Raw genomic sequence first — 17,920 nt, forward strand, 5'->3', positions numbered from 1 at the left:
GTTGAAATGACAGAAAAAAAACGGAAGGTCATCCTTGTAACCGACGGTGACGAATATGCGAAAAAGGCCGTTGAATGCGTGGCCAAGGAGTTCGGGGGACGGTGCATTTCCAGCACGAAGGGGAATCCGACCGTCCTCTCGGGACCTGAAGTGGTCAAGTTGATCAAAAAGGCCAAATGCGACCCCGTTTTTGTCATGTTCGATGATAGCGGCTTCCTTGGGGAAGGGTCGGGGGAAAGGGCGATGAAGTACGTGGCGCAGCATGATGATATCGAGGTGCTCGGTGTCATAGCCGTTGCAAGCCATACAAGGCATGCGGAGTGGACGAGGGTCGACGTGTGCATTGATAAATTCGGAGAGCTCACCCCCTATGGAGTCGATAAATTCGGCGTGCCGGAAATGGAGATGGGCAGATTGACTGGTGATACGGTGTATTGTCTGGATGAACTGGACGTGCCGGTCATCGTCGGTGTAGGGGATATAGGGAAAATGGCGAAGCGGGATCACTACTCTCAGGGTAGCCCCATCACGAAAAAAGCAGTGGAAATCATCTTAGAGAGGAGCGGGTACAATGGGTGAAATCAGAAAGACCCCGATTCCAAAGGACTTGGGGAAACTCGAAGAGTATATGCAAAACCATGTTGGACTGAATAAAAGCTTCGACTTGGGCGTACGTAAGCTCATGATCCTGAAGAAAGGTGTCCATATCTATTACATCAATGGTTTGACCGATGCGTCTTATGTCATTCACATCGTTGAAGAACTCGTTGACGTGAATGATAATGAACGGGCAACCAGTAAGATTTATGATATTGTACACAATCGTCTGGTCCACCAGTCCGTCGAACCTGTCAAAACGGTGGAGGAAGCGGTGGATGAAGTCCTATCAGGGTTGATCGCCGTCTTTGTGGAAGGGGCCCCGGAAGCCCTGATCGTCGATGTGAGGAGCTATCCCGGAAGGCAACCGTCAGAGCCGGATACGGAAAAGGTGGTAAGGGGTTCACGTGATGGCTATGTGGAGAATATCATCGTCAACACAGCCCTGACCCGCAGGAGGATCCGCGATCCGAGACTCCGGTTCGAGATCTTCAGGATAGGTGAACGGTCCAAAACGGACATTTCCATCGCCTATATCGAGGACGTGGCCGATCCGAATCTGATCGAAATCGTCAAACAAGAGCTTCAAAGCATCAAAATCGACGGCCTGACGATGGCCGATAAAACGATCGAGGAATTCCTGGTCAAACAAGGATATAATCCTTACCCCCTCGTCCGGTACACGGAAAGGGCGGACGTCGGGGCGACCCATCTTTTGGAAGGGCATGTGCTCATCTTCGTGGATACCTCACCGAGTGTGATCATCACCCCGACAACCTATTTTCATCATCTTCAGCATGCGGAAGAATATCGCCAATCTCCTGCGGTGGGAACATTTGTCCGCTGGACGAGATTCCTTGGTGTCCTCGCCTCGTTATTCCTTCTGCCTCTATGGTATCTGTTTGTCTTGGATCCATCATTATTGCCGGAAGCAATCAAATATGTAGGTCCGGATGAACAGACCAATATCCCGGTGATCGCCCAGCTCTTCATCGCGGATCTCGGGGTGGAGATGTTCAGGATAGCGGCGATACACACACCGACGCCACTCTCAACGGCCATGGGTCTGATCGCGGCAGTCTTGATCGGTCAGATTGCCATCGATGTCGGCCTTTTCCAACCGGAGGTCATCCTTTATGTTGCGGTTGCATCGATCGGTACCTTTGCCACCCCGAGTTATGAATTAAGCGTTGCCAACAAGATGGCACGACTGATCATCTTGATTTTCGTGGCCCTGTTCCATATTCCGGGACTCGTTATCGGGTGTACCCTTTACGTCCTATTCGTCACCAATATCAAGTCACTGAATACTCCTTATATGTGGCCATTGCTGCCATTCAGTCCGAAAGCGTTCCTTCAGATCCTCATCAGGCGTTCGGTACCGGGAGCCAAAATCAGACCGAGCATCGTCCATGCAAAGAACCGGCATAAACAGCCGAGCTGAATCCAGGAAGGATTGCAAGCCCCCTCATTCTATGGTAAATTACTTTTAATTAGTAAAGGATTAAAGAGGGGAATGAGCAGAGAATGGAACTTCATGGATCTCAGGAAATCAACGAACAGGGTCAATTGACCATAGGCGGGGTCAGTACCGTAAAGCTGGCGGAACAATACGGTACCCCCCTATACATATATGATACGACACTGATCAGGGAGCGCGCTCGCGGCTTCAAGGATACGTTTGAAGAGTTGGGTGTCAAAGCGGAGGTTGCCTATGCAAGCAAAGCCTTCTCGAGCATCGCGATCTTTCAATTGATGAAAGAGGAAGGGCTGTCCTTGGACGTCGTTTCCGGAGGGGAACTCCATACGGCGATCAAAGCCGGATTCCCCGTCGAGAAGATCCATTTTAACGGGAACAACAAATCGTATGAAGAGCTTGCAATGGCGATCAAATTCGGCATCGGCTGCATTGTTGTCGATAACTTCCATGAGCTTGAGCTGATCGGCGCCATTCACGGGGAGCTTGGCGGGTCAACCAGAGTGCTTCTCCGTGTCACTCCCGGGATCGAGGCCCATACACATGATTATATCCTGACTGGGCAGGAGGATTCGAAGTTTGGCTTCGATCTTGGGAACGGCCAGGCAGAGCAGGCCATGAAAAAGGCAGTGGCCATGGAGGGCATCGAACTCCTTGGACTCCACTGTCATATCGGGTCGCAGATTTTTGAAACGACAGGCTTCATCCTGGCGGCAAGGAAGATCATCGACACCGTGGCATCGTGGAAGGAGCAGCATGGGTTCGAACCTCAGGTCATCAACCTTGGAGGCGGCTTCGGTATCCGGTACACGAAGGAAGATCAGCCGATCCCACCTGCACAGTATGTTAAAGACATGATCACAGTGGTGAAGGAAGAAGTGGAGCGCCATGGACTGGACATGCCGGAAATATGGATCGAGCCGGGCCGTTCCCTTGTTGGTGATGCGGGGACAAGCCTCTATAGCATCGGATCGACCAAGGTGGTACCGGAAGTAAGGAAATATGTCGCCATCGACGGAGGGATGAGTGATAATATCCGTCCGGCTCTGTACCGCGCAAAATATGAGGCGGTCCTTGCCAATAAAGCAGGGGCACCTGTGGAAGAAACCGTGTCCATTGCAGGGAAATGCTGTGAATCGGGTGACATGCTGATCTGGGATCTTCCGTTACCGGTTGCAGCACCTGGTGACCTCCTGGCTGTCTTCTGCACAGGCGCATACGGGTACTCCATGGCGAATAACTATAATCGTATCCCTCGTCCACCCGTCGTCTTCGTGGAAGAAGGGAAGGATCGCCTCGTGGTGAAACGGGAAACCTATGAGGATCTCCTCTCCCTTGACCTCCCGCTCGATTGAATGTGACAATCATGGAAATATCCGGACTGAAAGGTGCCGGATATTACCATGACCTGTTATACTTAATAGAGTGAGAGTCTACCAGATCCGTCCGAAGAACGGGTGTTGAATCAGGGGGTACGCAATGTCGAAAAGCAATACGCGTTTATTTTTCCTTCTTTTGGCAGTGGGTTTAGCGTGGGGAGTGGTTTATTGGCTCTTCCTGGCGGGAAACTAAACGGTAGTTGATAAAAAAGAACAGTTTTAGTAAGATAGTAAAACATTCGCTTATTAAAATTATAGTTTTGTCCACGGTAAAAGCATCTGGACATAAACGTAACGAGGGGTAAATATGTTAATCCGATATAAAAAGGCTTTTGAAAAGATCGCAATGGGATTATTATCTTTCATGCCAAGTGAAAAGGACCTGAAGAAGCTTCAGCAAACGATGAAGCAGTATGAAACGGATGATAATTGGCAGCTTTTTTTATGGAAAGAAGAAGACATAGTCGGCCTGATCGGGGTGCAGAAAGAAGAAGGTGCCTTGGAAATCCATCACATCTCCGTGAACCCGTCGCATCGTCATGAAGGGATCGGGAAGGCGATGGTGAAACATCTGAAGGACATGTACTCTGAGCTCGACGTCAAACCCAACGAAGAAACCGCTTCCTTTTTTGAAAGGTGCGAAGGAGAAATGAATGAATGAAAAAAAGAAACTGGCCCGGAGGCTAGTTTCTTTTTTTTCTGAGAAGGGCTTCCTTCCGTTCCTGAATCACCTGTGAGCGATCTCTGCGTGAATGGCGATGAATCAGCTCGTGATCGGTCAGATCACTCGGGATACACCAGCCGTACCCGTTGCGGCTGCACCATTGCTGAACGGATCGGAGCAGGTCCGGATCCTTTATGGGGAGGCTGACACTGCGGTAGGGCATTTCTTCACGTATGCGCTCTTCCGTTTCGGCCAATATGGAAAACAGACGGCTTTCATCAAGGCCGAGCCTCGTCATGACCGGACGGTGGCACTTCAGGTTCTCCGTACCCTTACGGATCATGCGTTTCGCACCCTTCAAGTTCTGCCTGCGGAAATGATACATCCCGACGGCAATCTGGATGAGGCCGACCCAATGTGAGTCCCTGTTGCCGGGATCGGTTTCTTTCCAATATTCTTCAAGGACTTCATGGCACTCAAAGTAATCCCTGCTTCCATTGAAGTGGGCGAGGAATTCGATATAGGGGGTGGGGTGTTGTGTCATTCAACCGCTCCTTTCAATAAGGTTAGTGTAGCATACTCACCCATGCGGTGAAACGAATCATGCTGGGGGTAAAATTTCTATTGGAGATTGGTAGTCAATCTACTATACTAATAAGTAGCTCTTTTTTAAGTCTGTACAATGGAAATTGGTGATGAAATGGAATACAATGTGAAAATTGAAGCGTTCGAGGGTCCGATGGATCTTCTTCTGCATCTGATCAATTCACTGGAAATCGATATCTATGATATCCCCATGGCACAGATTACCGAGCAATATATGATCTATGTGCATGCCATGAAGGACCTTCAGCTCGATGTAGCGAGCGAGTATCTTGTGATGGCCGCGACGCTTCTTGCGATCAAGAGCAAAATGCTTCTGCCGAAATACGATGAAGATTCCCTTGATGAAGAGATCGAATTCGAAGAGGAAGATCCGAGGGACGAACTGGTGGAAAGACTGATCGAATACCGCAAATTCAAAGAAGCTGCGACGGAACTCCGGAGCAGGGAAGAAGAGCGGGGGCAGGTTTTCACGAAGCCGCCAAGCGACCTATCTGAATACATAGAGGATTCAAATCTGAAAGACAGCATCGGGCAAGTCACGGTCTATGATATGCTCGGTGCATTCAATAAATTATTGCGACGCAAAAAGCTCCAGAAGCCTGTGCAAACGAGAATCACCAGGCAGGAGATTTCCATAGAAAAACGAATGGATGAAATTTTAGTGAGCCTGCAAAGTTTGAGGAAGCGAACAACCTTCACCAGCCTTTTCCCCTCCAATCAAAAAGATCATCTGGTTGTCACATTCCTGGCCGTTCTTGAACTGATGAAACGTCAAAAGATCAGAGTCGACCAGGAAGAGAATTTCACGGAAATTTTTGTGGAAGCAAGTGAGGAGGTAGGACTAGTTGGACAAACGTAATTGGAAAGCCATCCTCGAAAGCCTGCTTTTCGCAGCCGGAGACGAAGGTCTTTCCCTGAAACAGGTCTGCTCGGTATTGGACATACCGGAAGACGAAGCGTTGAACAGAATGAATGAATTGAAAGAATGGTACGTCGACCGCGGGATTGCAGTCGTTGAAATTGCAGGTGCCTATCAGCTCGCTACTAAAAAAGAACATGCTGAATACCTCAAAAAGCTGGTGGAGTCACCGAATGTGAGCCTTCTGTCCCAGGCGGCACTTGAAACCCTGGCCATCATCGCGTACAAACAGCCTATCACCCGTGCTGAAATCGAACAGATCCGCGGGGTCAAAACGGAACGTCCCGTACAAACGCTGACATCGAAGGGGCTTGTGAAAGAGGTGGGGCGAGCCGAAGGGACAGGCAGGGCCTATCTGTTCGGGACGACGAAAGAATTCCTCGATTATTTCGGATTGAAGAGCATAGAAGAGCTTCCGCCACTGCCCGATCACGTACAAGAAGAATTTGCAGATGAGGAAGCAGATCTGTTTTTTGAAAAATTCCAGGAAACACTGGATAGCAACGAATGACCATGAAGCACCGTCCTCAAGTGGACGGTGTTTTTTTATGGGAAGATTATTCAATCATATTACCCGTTGTCCCGCATAAACTTGTACAAATAGTCATGACAAGGAGTAGATGCAGGTGAAGGGGAATAATCGCAAAGTCTACATATACAGCATCCTGGTCGTTGTCCTCTTGTTCTCATTGGTTTCAGGAAAGGTACAGGCTGCTCCATCTGTCAGTTCACAGCGGGCGATACTCATGGATCAGGAAACGGGCAGGGTCCTGTATGAAAAGGATGCAGATGAAAAGAGCCGGATTGCAAGTATCACTAAAATCATGACAGCGATCCTGGCAGTGGAATCCGGGAAGCTTGACCGTGATGTAACGGTTCCGGATGATGCCGTCCGAACAGAAGGATCCTCGCTTTACCTGAAAGCGGGGGAGAAAATCAAACTGGAAGACCTTGTATACGGGCTGATGCTGAGGTCGGGGAATGATGCGGCTGTCACCATTGCAGACTACGTGGGAGGGAGTCTTGACGGGTTCGTCTATATGATGAATGAAAAAGCCCGGGAAATCGGCATGGAAAACACCCATTTTTCCAATCCGCATGGGCTGGATGATCACGAAGATCACTATTCAACAGCAAGGGATATGGCGATTCTGACACGGTACGCCATGAAGAATGAGCGTTATGCCGAGATTGCCGGCACCAAGCTCCATACAGCACCTAATCCTGAAGAGAAATGGGACAGGAAGTGGAAGAATAAGAACAGACTTTTGACGGAGCTTTATAAATACAGCACCGGTGGGAAGACCGGCTTCACCAAAAGGGCGAAACGGACGCTTGTCTCCACGGCCTCTAAAGACGGAGAGGACTTGATCGCCGTTACATTGAATGGGCCGGATGATTGGAATGACCATATCTCCATGTTCGAGTATGGATTCAAGCAGTATGACTATAAAATTGTCATTGCGAAGGGGAAAATCGAAAACATCGATGACCCCGTCTATCAGGGGCACGTCCATGTAGACAGGGATGCGGTCCTGACTCTTCAAAAGAACGAAGTGGATGGTGTCAGGGTGGAGTACAGGATGCTGAAGCCTGAGAAGAAATGGGCTGATGGAAAGGGGGCGCCTGATATCGTGGGGAATGCCCTCGTCTATCTGGACGATGAACAAGTGGACTCTCTCCCGGTCTACTTTGAATCCGTCGCAAAACCCGAGAAGAAAAGCTGGTGGAAGCTATGGGCCGGCTCCATTCAATCGGTCCTTGGCGTGAACAAAAATGGTTAACATCATCTGGGCGGCGCTCACGATCATCGGTCTGGTTTTTGCTGTGATCAATGGGAGGATGGCCGAAGTGAACGAAGCCATCTTTCAATCGGCCAATGAAGCGGTCACCCTTTGCATCGGACTTGTAAGCGTACTCGTTTTCTGGCTCGGTATGATGAAGATCGCCCAGGAGGCGGGGCTACTCGATAAGCTCGCGGGCCTATGCCGGCCATTTGTGAAGCGGCTCTTCCCGGAAGTGCCTGCGGATCATCCGGCAATGGGATATATTTTAAGCAATATGATGGCGAATATGTTCGGACTCGGAAATGCAGCGACTCCCCTCGGGATCAAAGCGATGGAGCAATTGAAGCAGTTGAACGGGGGGAGGGACTCGGCGAGCAGGTCGATGATCACGTTTCTCGCCATCAATACGTCAAGCATCACCCTGATTCCGACGACGGTCATCGCCATCAGGATGAAATATGATTCAGCATCGCCGACGGAAATCGTTGGACCGACCCTGGTGGCGACGATATTATCGGCAATCGGTGCGATCTGCATCGATCGGTACTTCCACCATAGGAGAACGAAACGGGGGGTGAAGTGATGCAGTGGATTTCGTTGGTTTCCCTCTGGATGATCCCCCTGCTGATCGGCTTCATTCTACTGTACGGCACGTGGAAGAAGGTCCCTACCTATGAATCCTTCGTGGAAGGAGGGAAGGAGGGGATCAAGATCGCCGTGTCGATCATCCCCTTCCTGATCGGCATGCTTGTTGCCATCACGATTTTCAGGGAATCGGGTGCTTTGGAGTTTTTTGTCGGGCTGATAAGACCGGGTCTCCTGGCTATTGGCATCCCACCTGAAATCGTGCCCCTCGCCATCATCCGGCCGATCTCCGGGACGGCCGCATTAGGGATGATGAGCGATATGGTCGCGGCATATGGACCCGACTCCTTCATAGGAAGGCTTGCATCCGTGCTTCAGGGCAGTACAGATACGACACTGTACGTCTTGACCGTCTACTTCGGTGCTGTAGGGATCCGCAGGATGGGGGACGCGTTGAAGGTCGGTCTTCTCGCCGATGTGGTCGGCATCGCAGCGGCGATCTTCGTGGTGACCCTGATGTTCTGATTTCAATACGATCTGAAAAAAGGTATAAAAGGAAAGCGGAAGCCCGTTTTCTTTTTATACCTTTCTATTTTGCATGGTTTATGCCATAATTCATGAAGGAATAGAAAAATGAGGTGAAAGACCGTGGAACGTTTACAAAAAGTTATTGCACACAGCGGTGTCGCATCAAGGCGCAAGGCTGAGCAGCTGATCATAGAAGGTAAAGTCAAAGTGAATGGGAAAGTCGTCAAAGAATTGGGAACCAAGGTAGCGGCTTCCGACCGGGTGGATGTCTCCGGAGTCCAGATCGAACGGGAAAATAAGGTCTATTATATGCTTTACAAACCGAGAAGCGTCATTTCTGCCGTGACCGATGATAAGAATCGTCAGGTCGTGACGGATTTCTTCCAGGAAATCGACGAGAGGATCTACCCGATCGGTCGTCTTGACTACGAAACATCAGGCTTGTTGCTCCTTACGAATGACGGAGAGTTCGCGAACCTCCTCATGCACCCGAGCAATGAAATCGAAAAGACGTACGTCGCGAGGGTAAAGGGCATCCCATCCAAGTTCAAGCTGAAGGAACTTGAGAAGGGTGTGAAGCTCGAGGACGGGAGAACCGCTCCTGCGAAAGTGAAAATGCTCAGCATGGACAAGAAGCAAGGGAAGTCCATCATCGAAATCACGATCCACGAAGGCCGGAATCGTCAGGTCCGCCGCATGTTCGAGCATATCGGATACCCGGTGCAGAAGCTGAAGCGTGAGCGCTATGGCTCCCTTACCCTCCAGGGTCTGACCGCAGGGGAAGGAAGAGAGCTGACCCCTCACGAAGTCAAGCAGCTCCGCACGTTGGCAGAATCAGCCGCCAACAAATAAAAGTGTCACGAATCATTCATATAATCTGAAAGACCGTCATGAAGAAAAATGGTATAATTGGAAAGGAATTTTACCATCTATGGGGAAGGCCCCTGCTTCTTGAAACGGTTGCAACAGACAATGGCAGGGGTTGATCAATCGATCATCCCCTTTCCTTCTATCATTTTTGAGTGATGGGAAGGCATACATAAGGACTTCACTCGGAAGTCATTTTATTTCACTTATTTTGTTAGCGATTTCAGAGCGAGGAGGGGTACGATGAATAAGAAAAAACGCAGGTTGATGATCCGGTCGGTCATCTTACTGATACTGGTGTCGGCCGTCGGTTATACGCTGTATGCCAATTTCACCAAGGAGGATCGTGGAAAGCTACAGGTGGGGGACCAGGCCCCTGATTTTGTCCTTAAAGACATGGAAGGCAACACCCATCAGCTTTCCGACTACAAAGGCCAGGGCGTATTCCTGAATTTTTGGGGAACGTGGTGCAAACCATGTGAACGTGAGATGCCCTATATGAACAATCAGTATAAGAAATATGAGGATAAAGGCGTTCAGATCCTTGCGGTGAATGTAGGGCAGTCGGACTTCCTGATCAACAGCTTCTCCTCGAAGCACGGGCTGGAATTCCCGATTGTCGTCGATAAGGAAGAAGAAGTGCAGAATGCCTACGGAATCGATCCGCTTCCGACGACCATGCTGATCAATCCCGATGGGAAGATCGACAAGATCATCACGGGGACGATGTCAGAAGAAGATATCATAGAAGACCTGGAGAGTATCAAGCCATAATGCCAACCTGACAGAAGGGGTTTTTACATGAAAGAGATCAAATGCGTATGCGGTCACGTCAATCCCAATGGAACGGTCCTGTGTGAATCGTGTGGACGGGCCCTTACAGAAGAGGCAAAAAAAGAAAAGCTGCATGATATGCGCTATGAGGGAAGTGCGAGGCGTTCTCAAACCTACAGTAAATCCATCATCGATAAGATCTGGAACTTCTTTTCATCCGTCAAGGTGGGTGTATGGCTCATCGTCCTTACGCTCATTGCTTCAGCTTTGGGCACCGTGCTGCCCCAGGAAGAATACATACCCGGAGGAAGGCCGCCGGAAGAGTTCTACGGAGATGTATACGGGTTCTTCGGAGACCTGTACTATACGCTTGGATTCCATGATCTCTACAGTTCATGGTGGTATCTTCTCCTTGTCGCTTCCATCGGAGTATCCCTCGTCATCTGCAGTCTCGACAGGGTGATCCCCCTTCACAGGGCCCTCAAGAATCAAAGGGTCGACCGGCATGAAGGATTCCTGAAGAGACAGAGATTCTACGGAAAGACAGTGGCTTCAAGCATTGAGCCTACAGCTATGGATGATGTAAAGAAGAGATTATCAGATAAGAAGTATAAGATAAGGGAAAAAGATGGAAGCATCCTTGCAGAAAAGAATCGATTCTCGCGCTGGGGTCCCTATGTGAACCACATTGGGCTGATCATCTTTCTCATAGGCGGCATGCTCCGCTTTGTCCCTGGAATGTATTTGAATGAAACCATATGGATCCGTGAAGGCGAGACACGGGCGGTACCTGGCACGGACAATGAATATTTCATCAAGAACGAAAACTTCATCATGGAAACCTATGATAAAGAAAAAGACAAAGAAGTGTTCAGTGAAGCCATCGAGAAGAATGGAGATGTCGCAAAGAATTTCCAGACCGATGTGGTCCTCTATAAGGAGTCAGGAGAACGCCTTCCGGGACAGGAAGTGGAACGGACCGCTGAGAAAGAAGAGTCCATCCGGGTGAATCATCCTTTGAAATTCGGAAACTATGCGGTTTATCAGACAAGCTATAAGCTTGATGAACTGACAAGCATGAGCTTCACACTGGATAAAAAGGACACGGGTGAGCAGCACGGGGCGTTCACCGTCGATCTGATGGATCCAGAGGAAGAGTACGCCCTTGACGATGGCTATAAAGTGAAACTCAAAGGCTATTATCCTGATTTTTCAGGATTTGATAAAAAGGGCGAGCCTCAAACTGCCTCTCCGCTACCAAATAACCCGGCATTCTTGTTCGAGTTGTTCTCACCAGAAAAGCCGGATGGAGAAGTGGCCTTCATCGGAATCCAGAAAAATCTAGAACCCCTTGGGGAGAATGATTATAAGCTGTCGTTCGCCGGCATCGACTCCAGGGATATCTCAGCCCTGACGTTCTCAAAGGACCTGACGCTTTGGATCCTGGCAGTCGGGGGAGCCATCTTCATGATCGGAGTCATCCAGGGGGCGTATTGGCATCACCGGAGAATCTGGCTTAGAAAGTCCGAGGACGGCATCATCGTTGCAGGGCATACAAATAAAAACTGGCATGGCCTCAAGCATGAAATCAGCCATATCCTTGATGGGACAGGCATAGAAGAACCGAAAGATCAACAAGAATCGAAAGAAGCTAGGGGGAAAAAGGATGTCGACAACAATGGCAGAATGGAGCAGTAACCTGCTCTACATCTCCTTTATCACATATCTGGTGGCGACGTTCTTCTTTGGTGGTAGCATCCGCCAAAAGAACACGACAGAAACAAATCAGCGCAAATGGGGTACGATCGGGATCACGTTGACGATCATCGGATTCGTTGCGCAAATCGGCTATTTCTTCCTGAGATGGGGGGCGGCAGGTCATGCCCCGGTGAGCAATCTCTTTGAGTTCACCACATTTTTCGGAATGATGCTTGTGGGCGCGTTCATCATCATCTACTTTATGTATAAATCAACCGTTCTAGGAATCATCGCGCTGCCGTTTGCGCAGCTCGTCATTGCCTATGCAAGCATGTTCCCGACGGAAATTTCGCCGCTGATCCCTGCCCTTCAGAGTGACTGGCTGAAGATCCATGTGACGACCGTATCGGCCGGGGAAGCGATCCTTTCCATCAGCTTCGTGGCAGGCTTGATCTACTTGTTGAAATCAGTTGATCATTCAAAGGGGAGCAGACAATCGTTCTGGCTTGAAACCGTCATGTTCTCACTGGTTGTCGTCCTTGGTTTTGTCTTGGTGTCAGTTGTATTCAAAGGCATGGACTACCAGGCAGACTTCAACTATATCAATCAGGAAGAGAAGGAAGCGGTAGCGCAGTATACATTGCCCGCACTCGTAGGGCCGAATGAAGGCGAGCTTCAGACGAAAGGGGTCATGGAACCCCTGGTGGAAATGCCTGCTCTCATCAATGCGAAGAAACTTAATACAGTGATCTGGTCAATCATATCCGGAGCGGTCCTTTATCTTCTCCTCAGGTTGATCCTGCGTAAGCGCATTGCGGCGAAAATGCAGCCTATGGTGAAAAATGTGAACCTGAATCTCATGGATGAAATCGGCTATCGATCCGTCCTGATCGGATTCCCGGTCTTCACACTCGGAGGCTTGATCTTCGCCATGATCTGGGCCCAGATCGCATGGAACCGCTACTGGGGATGGGACCCGAAGGAAGTGTGGGCACTGGTCACCTTCCTCTTCTATGCAGCCTTCCTTCATTTGAGATTATCCAAGGGCTGGCACGGGGAGAAATCGGCATGGCTTGCCGTTGTCGGGGTTGCCATCATCCTTTTCAACCTGGTGGCCGTCAATTTGATCATTGCAGGTTTACACTCGTATGCCTGATCGGAAGGAATCAAAGAGCTGACATGGGTGTCCCTGTCAGCTTTTTGGTACAATGAAACGGCGGACAGCAGGAGGCGTACATAGATAGATAGCTGGATTGTCGTTTTGAACAATTCAACAACGCTTTTCGGTTTAAAAATACCACTAATTCCGATTAAAATGGAGATAACTATGCTAAAGGGGGAAAACCCATGGAAGAAAACATCCGGATTCTGGTCGTGGACGATGAAGACCGCATCAGAAGATTATTGAAAATGTATCTGGAAAGAGAAAATTATGAAATCGAAGAAGCTGAAGATGGGGAACGTGCCCTTGAAATGGCTCTTGAACGCGAATATGATTGCATCCTTCTAGACTTGATGATGCCCGGGATGGACGGAATCGAAGTGTGTAAGAACCTTCGCGAGACGAAGACGACGCCTGTCATCATGCTGACGGCAAAAGGGGAAGAAGTGAACCGCGTGCAGGGCTTCGAGGTAGGGACCGATGATTACATCGTGAAACCATTCTCACCGAGAGAGGTGGTCCTGAGGGTGAAAGCCCTTCTCAGAAGGTCCTCCAAGACCAGCTTCATCCAAACCGATGCAAAAGCGAAGGATCTGATCGTCTATAAGCATCTGACCATCGATAACGATGCTCACAGGGTGAGTGCCGATGGAATCGATGTGAATCTGACGCCAAAGGAATATGAACTCCTTTACTTCCTAGCAAAGGCCCCTGATAAAGTGTTCGATCGTGAACATCTTCTCAAGGAAGTTTGGCACTATGAATTCTTCGGAGATCTTCGGACAGTGGATACCCACGTCAAACGCCTTCGTGAAAAATTGAACAAAGTATCGGAAGACGCTGCCCGCATGATCGTCACCGTTTGGGGCGTCGGATATAAGTTCGAGGTTACAAATGAATGAGACTGTGGCGTAGTGTAGTCGGGAAGCTTTGGGTCACCATCCTTCTCCTCGTTTCCTTCGTTCTTTTCATCCTGACGATCCTGCTTCTTGAGTTCTTCCAGAACTACCATGTGGATGTGGTGGAAAACGAGCTCACGATCACTGCCGACAAAGTGGCCAAGGTGATTGAAAATCATGAAGACCTTGATCTGGGCCTCGAGCTTGGCAGTGAAATCATCGATGATCCCGTCAATATTCTCATTACGGTCGATGATAATCAGGAACTGTTTTCCCAGGATTCCACAGGGGTCGAGAAGGATATTCACCGGTTCATCAGAAATGACCCGAAACTGAAGGAAGTAAAAGTACGTGATGAGACCATCAAGAGGGAATATGAAGTTCCCTCCGATCCCTCTGCGAATCGTCATGAGAATATCATCGTCGTCGGAAGCCACCTGAGCGTCAACGGTCAGGAAGGGGCCGTCTATCTTTATCAGTCCCTTGATGTGATCAAGGATACGACGAAACAGACAACGAAGCTTATCGTCCTTGCCATGGGGATCGCGATCATCCTCACCACCATCTTTGCTTTCTTCCTCTCCACCAGGATCACATCGCCATTGAGGAAGATGAGGGAAGCAGCCTTCGAAGTGGCGAAAGGGAAGTTCGATACGAAAGTACCGATCCTGACAAAAGATGAAATCGGTGAACTTGCGACGGGATTCAACCAGATGGGAAGACAGCTGAAGTTCCATATCAATGCCTTGAATCAGGAAAAAGAACAGCTGTCGAGCATTTTGAGTTCCATGGCCGACGGGGTCATCACCTTCAATCGGGACGGTACGATCCTCATTACGAACCCTCCTGCAGACCGGTTCCTCCAGCAATGGTATTACGAGCACGGAAGCAACGAAGGCGAAGCGATTCCGGCCATCGTCAAAGAACTGTTGCAGAGCGTTGTGGTGACTGCCATGGAACAAACCGATGAGATTTCGCTTCAGGGGCGGAGCTATGTAGTGATTGTCAGTCCACTTTATAATAATAATACGATCCGCGGCGCGGTCGCCGTCGTACGGGATATGACGGAAGAACGTCGACTGGACAAGCTTCGGAAAGATTTTATCGCGAATGTGTCCCATGAACTCCGCACCCCGATCTCGATGCTTCAGGGGTACAGTGAAGCGATTGTGGATGATATCGCGGAAACAGAAGAAGAGAAAAAAGAAATCGCCCGCATCATCTATGATGAGTCGCTCCGAATGGGAAGATTGGTCAATGACCTCCTCGACCTTGCGAGGATGGAGGCGGGGCACATCACCCTTCATGAACAATCGGTCAGTATCATGCCGTTTACAGAGCGGGTGGCCAATAAGTTTGCGGGTGTTGCCAAAGAGAAGAAGATTTCCATCCAGTTAGAGAGTGAGGTCGAGAGGGAACGTGAACTGTCCATCGACCCTGATAAAATCGAACAGGTCCTGACCAATTTGATCGATAACGCCATACGGCATACTCCTGGGGGAGGAGAAGTGACCGTCTCCCTCAATCGGAACACACAAGGCTACCTCTTCTTTGTACAAGACACAGGATCCGGGATCCCGGAGGAGGATCTGCCATTCGTCTTTGAACGATTCTATAAAGCGGATAAAGCAAGGACAAGAGGGAAGGCCGGAACAGGACTTGGCCTTGCGATCGCAAGGAATATCGTGGAAGCCCATGGCGGCCATATCCAGGTGCAAAGCAAACTCGATCAAGGGACAACGTTCACCTTCTTTCTTCCTTATTAGTCATTTCTCGCATGCACATTGCAGGATCACCCCGATTTTTCTTGTTACACGGGGAACAATCATGAATTATGCGCTTTTCACCCTTACGGCAACCGTTACGTGCCGTAAGGGTTCTTTTTGTGCACTGGACAGGAATTGAAATATAGGTCTTTCCAAACGTCCCAGAAACTACTATATTTGATAATGTGTAACCTTTTGCAAGGAAATAACGACTAATGGAATGACGGGGAGGGAAAGAAGTGCACTCCGTTTTTGAGGACATGTATAAAAAGTACCATCAGGATGTATTTCAATTTCTTCTCTACATGGTGCAGAACAGACAATTGGCTGAAGACCTTGTACAGGAAGTGTATATCCGCGTGCTCAAGTCACATCAGCATTTTGAAGGGAAGAGCTCTGAACGCACTTGGCTTTTCTCGATAGCGAAGAACGTTGCAATCGATCACTTCAGGAAGCAGAAGAACTGGAAAAATCGCCTTCTGGACAAATTTGACTGGAATCGGAGCGAATTGTCCGATGAGAACCCGCTTCCTGAAGAACTCGCCCTGGCCAATGAGGAAGTGCGCGAACTGTATGACTGCCTTAAGTGTTGTTCGACGGACCACCGCATGGTCATCATCATGCGTTATCTTCAGGAGCTTTCCATCGTAGAAACTGCAGAAATTTTGAACTGGTCGGAAAGCAAAGTGAAAACAACCCAGCATCGCGCCGTCAAATGGCTGCGGATTGAAATGAACAAACGGTTGCGGAAGGAGGGGGACGATAGTGAAGCAATCTGATTGGAATGACCGGGACATTGAAAAGCTGGTTAAGAAGCTTCCCAAAATCAACGATGGGCGAAAACCTGAATCCATTTATGCTTCCATCAGGGAACAAGGTGAAAAACAGCGACACCGTAAAGGTAAAAGAATCATACCTGGTCTGGTCGCTGTTGCCGCCATCATGATCTTTACCCTGCTGAGCCCCGCTCTTCTTCAACAGTCACCAGTGGAAGATAGCCGCTCAGACCAAGGAGCTTCGATGACGGATGAAAGCAAGGATCTTCAAGCAGATAAGGCAGTCTCTGAAAAAAAGGAGCGCCTCTCCCTCTATGAAAACATGGTGGAAGATGCCGAAGTCTATACGTTTGGCCTTATTTCACCAGAAGGCGTACCTGTTCCTGTGAGCGTGACTAAAGACTTGTCAGATGGGGAAGAATGGATCGATGGATATGCTCAACTCGCGAAGCTCATTCCCGAAGAGGAGCTTGGAATGGAAGAGTTCGTTCCCTTGGAAGGGACCGCTTCCAAAGGGTACGGAGATGATATCAATTTCACCCTGAAGGAGGATCAGCCTTATACCGGCAACAGCGCAATGGAATATGCATTCTACTACTCCTTGTTTTACTCCTTTCAGGGGATGGGCTTTGACCAGGTTCGTCTCGAGGACGAGAACGGGAATGCTCCGCAATTCAGCGGCTATGGGGTCCTGAAGAAAATCGAGCTGCCGAAGAATGCCAAACAGGCTTTCTTTACATACTCGCCGAACGGACTCGACCATTTTCTTGTACCTGATAACCTGGAATATGAAGACCTGGATAGTGCGGTTACATCCATGAATGAATCCGAATCGGAATTTTATGAGAGTACCATACCAGAAGGGCTGAATGTTCGCGTAGTGGAGAAGGGCGCCTACCCGATCATCAGCTTCATGAATGAAGTCCACCTGGAAAATATGGAAGAAAGTGAAGCCCTCGAGCTGATTGAATCACTCCTCCTCACAGCGCGGAGCTTCGGCTACAAACAGGTGATGTTCGAAAATATCAGCGAAGAAGAATGGGGCGGTTTTTCATTCAACGCACCGATCGAGACACCCATCGCACCAAATCGAATCACCCTTAAGGAATGAAGAGCGGGGCACCCCCGTTCTTCATTTTTTTATGCTCAATGATGGCCAAGGGATAACAGGATTAGAAGAAAGATAATGGTCGCCAGCTATTGCTAGATTCCTGCAAGAAAGAAAATCGAAACTGCTGGAGCCTGCATCTGTAGAAAACGAACAATCTATGGTCGTTCTCCCTGGACTCTAATGAAGATGGTTCTGACAAGAACCTCGTCTTCGTTTTGAATGCCATCGTTCTTATGCTTGCTTATTAAGCCGAAATGATTCCACGGCCCATGGGGAGTTCATTCCTACCACATACAAATCACAGAGTGTATTGGAGCGGAAGGGA

18 protein-coding genes are annotated in these 17,920 nt (G+C 49.2%); 17 read left to right on the forward strand and 1 reads right to left on the reverse strand.

What is annotated here, in order from left to right; all coding sequences use genetic code 11:
• The first annotated feature begins 6 nt into the window (after positions 1-6).
• From ACNA6I_RS03465 to ACNA6I_RS03480, 4 genes are all read left to right on the forward strand, one after another.
• Positions 7-579 (forward strand): stage V sporulation protein AE, encoded by a 573-nt coding sequence (locus tag ACNA6I_RS03465; protein WP_048005935.1) that lies wholly within the window; start codon positions 7-9, stop codon positions 577-579.
• A complete protein-coding gene (locus tag ACNA6I_RS03470; RefSeq protein ID WP_048005934.1) occupies positions 572-2,041 on the forward strand; it encodes a spore germination protein in 1,470 nt (489 codons plus the stop codon). The genes ACNA6I_RS03465 and ACNA6I_RS03470 overlap by 8 nt, the downstream gene beginning before the upstream one ends.
• Before the next feature lie 83 nt (positions 2,042-2,124).
• Complete coding sequence (gene lysA / locus ACNA6I_RS03475; protein ID WP_416312956.1) at positions 2,125-3,429, forward strand: diaminopimelate decarboxylase; 1,305 nt, start codon at positions 2,125-2,127, stop codon at positions 3,427-3,429.
• A 331-nt stretch (positions 3,430-3,760) separates the two neighbouring features.
• Positions 3,761-4,114: a GNAT family N-acetyltransferase gene (locus ACNA6I_RS03480; RefSeq protein WP_048014054.1), complete on the forward strand. Its 354-nt coding sequence runs from the start codon at positions 3,761-3,763 to the stop codon at positions 4,112-4,114.
• Positions 4,115-4,136: 22 nt separating this feature from the next.
• Here ACNA6I_RS03480 and ACNA6I_RS03485 read toward each other — a convergent pair whose 3' ends face one another.
• A complete protein-coding gene (locus tag ACNA6I_RS03485) occupies positions 4,137-4,661 on the reverse strand; it encodes a DUF309 domain-containing protein (RefSeq protein ID WP_048005931.1) in 525 nt (174 codons plus the stop codon).
• Between the two features lie 156 nt (positions 4,662-4,817).
• On the opposite strand from ACNA6I_RS03485, the gene ACNA6I_RS03490 reads away from it, so the two are divergent.
• The 13 genes from ACNA6I_RS03490 to ACNA6I_RS03550 all read left to right on the forward strand — a co-directional run bounded on the left by ACNA6I_RS03490 (position 4,818) and on the right by ACNA6I_RS03550 (position 17,595).
• Positions 4,818-5,582: a segregation/condensation protein A gene (locus ACNA6I_RS03490; protein WP_048014056.1), complete on the forward strand. Its 765-nt coding sequence runs from the start codon at positions 4,818-4,820 to the stop codon at positions 5,580-5,582.
• Positions 5,569-6,153, forward strand: a complete 585-nt coding sequence (gene scpB, locus ACNA6I_RS03495) for an SMC-Scp complex subunit ScpB (protein WP_048005929.1) — start codon at positions 5,569-5,571, stop codon at positions 6,151-6,153. The genes ACNA6I_RS03490 and scpB overlap by 14 nt, the downstream gene beginning before the upstream one ends.
• Before the next feature lie 109 nt (positions 6,154-6,262).
• Complete coding sequence (locus ACNA6I_RS03500) at positions 6,263-7,426, forward strand: D-alanyl-D-alanine carboxypeptidase family protein (protein WP_048014058.1); 1,164 nt, start codon at positions 6,263-6,265, stop codon at positions 7,424-7,426.
• Positions 7,419-8,012, forward strand: coding sequence for a nucleoside recognition domain-containing protein (locus tag ACNA6I_RS03505; RefSeq protein ID WP_416312957.1), 594 nt, complete (start codon positions 7,419-7,421; stop codon positions 8,010-8,012). Before ACNA6I_RS03500 ends, ACNA6I_RS03505 begins: the two co-directional genes overlap by 8 nt.
• Positions 8,012-8,539: a spore maturation protein gene (locus ACNA6I_RS03510; RefSeq protein WP_048005926.1), complete on the forward strand. Its 528-nt coding sequence runs from the start codon at positions 8,012-8,014 to the stop codon at positions 8,537-8,539. Before ACNA6I_RS03505 ends, ACNA6I_RS03510 begins: the two co-directional genes overlap by 1 nt.
• A 123-nt stretch (positions 8,540-8,662) precedes the next feature.
• Positions 8,663-9,394, forward strand: coding sequence for a pseudouridine synthase (locus ACNA6I_RS03515; protein ID WP_048005925.1), 732 nt, complete (start codon positions 8,663-8,665; stop codon positions 9,392-9,394).
• Between the two features lie 258 nt (positions 9,395-9,652).
• Positions 9,653-10,183, forward strand: a complete 531-nt coding sequence (gene resA / locus ACNA6I_RS03520) for a thiol-disulfide oxidoreductase ResA (RefSeq protein WP_048005924.1) — start codon at positions 9,653-9,655, stop codon at positions 10,181-10,183.
• Between the two features lie 27 nt (positions 10,184-10,210).
• The gene (resB, locus tag ACNA6I_RS03525; RefSeq protein ID WP_048005923.1) at positions 10,211-11,881 is read left to right on the forward strand and encodes a cytochrome c biogenesis protein ResB; all 1,671 of its coding nucleotides are present in this window, start codon (positions 10,211-10,213) and stop codon (positions 11,879-11,881) included.
• Positions 11,862-13,037, forward strand: a complete 1,176-nt coding sequence (gene ccsB, locus ACNA6I_RS03530) for a c-type cytochrome biogenesis protein CcsB (RefSeq protein WP_048006388.1) — start codon at positions 11,862-11,864, stop codon at positions 13,035-13,037. The genes resB and ccsB overlap by 20 nt, the downstream gene beginning before the upstream one ends.
• A 191-nt stretch (positions 13,038-13,228) precedes the next feature.
• A complete protein-coding gene (locus ACNA6I_RS03535; protein ID WP_048005922.1) occupies positions 13,229-13,945 on the forward strand; it encodes a response regulator in 717 nt (238 codons plus the stop codon).
• The gene (locus tag ACNA6I_RS03540) at positions 13,942-15,708 is read left to right on the forward strand and encodes an ATP-binding protein (RefSeq protein WP_416312958.1); all 1,767 of its coding nucleotides are present in this window, start codon (positions 13,942-13,944) and stop codon (positions 15,706-15,708) included. Before ACNA6I_RS03535 ends, ACNA6I_RS03540 begins: the two co-directional genes overlap by 4 nt.
• Positions 15,709-15,947: 239 nt before the next feature.
• Positions 15,948-16,487 (forward strand): RNA polymerase sigma factor SigX, encoded by a 540-nt coding sequence (sigX, locus tag ACNA6I_RS03545; protein WP_048005920.1) that lies wholly within the window; start codon positions 15,948-15,950, stop codon positions 16,485-16,487.
• Entirely contained in the window at positions 16,474-17,595 is a 1,122-nt protein-coding gene (locus tag ACNA6I_RS03550) for a hypothetical protein (RefSeq protein WP_416312959.1), read from the forward strand. Before sigX ends, ACNA6I_RS03550 begins: the two co-directional genes overlap by 14 nt.
• Positions 17,596-17,920 lie beyond the last annotated feature (325 nt).

It is taken from the genome of Rossellomorea sp. FS2 (assembly GCF_047915635.1).
Taxonomy (GTDB): Bacteria; Bacillota; Bacilli; order Bacillales; family Bacillaceae_B; genus Rossellomorea; species Rossellomorea marisflavi_A.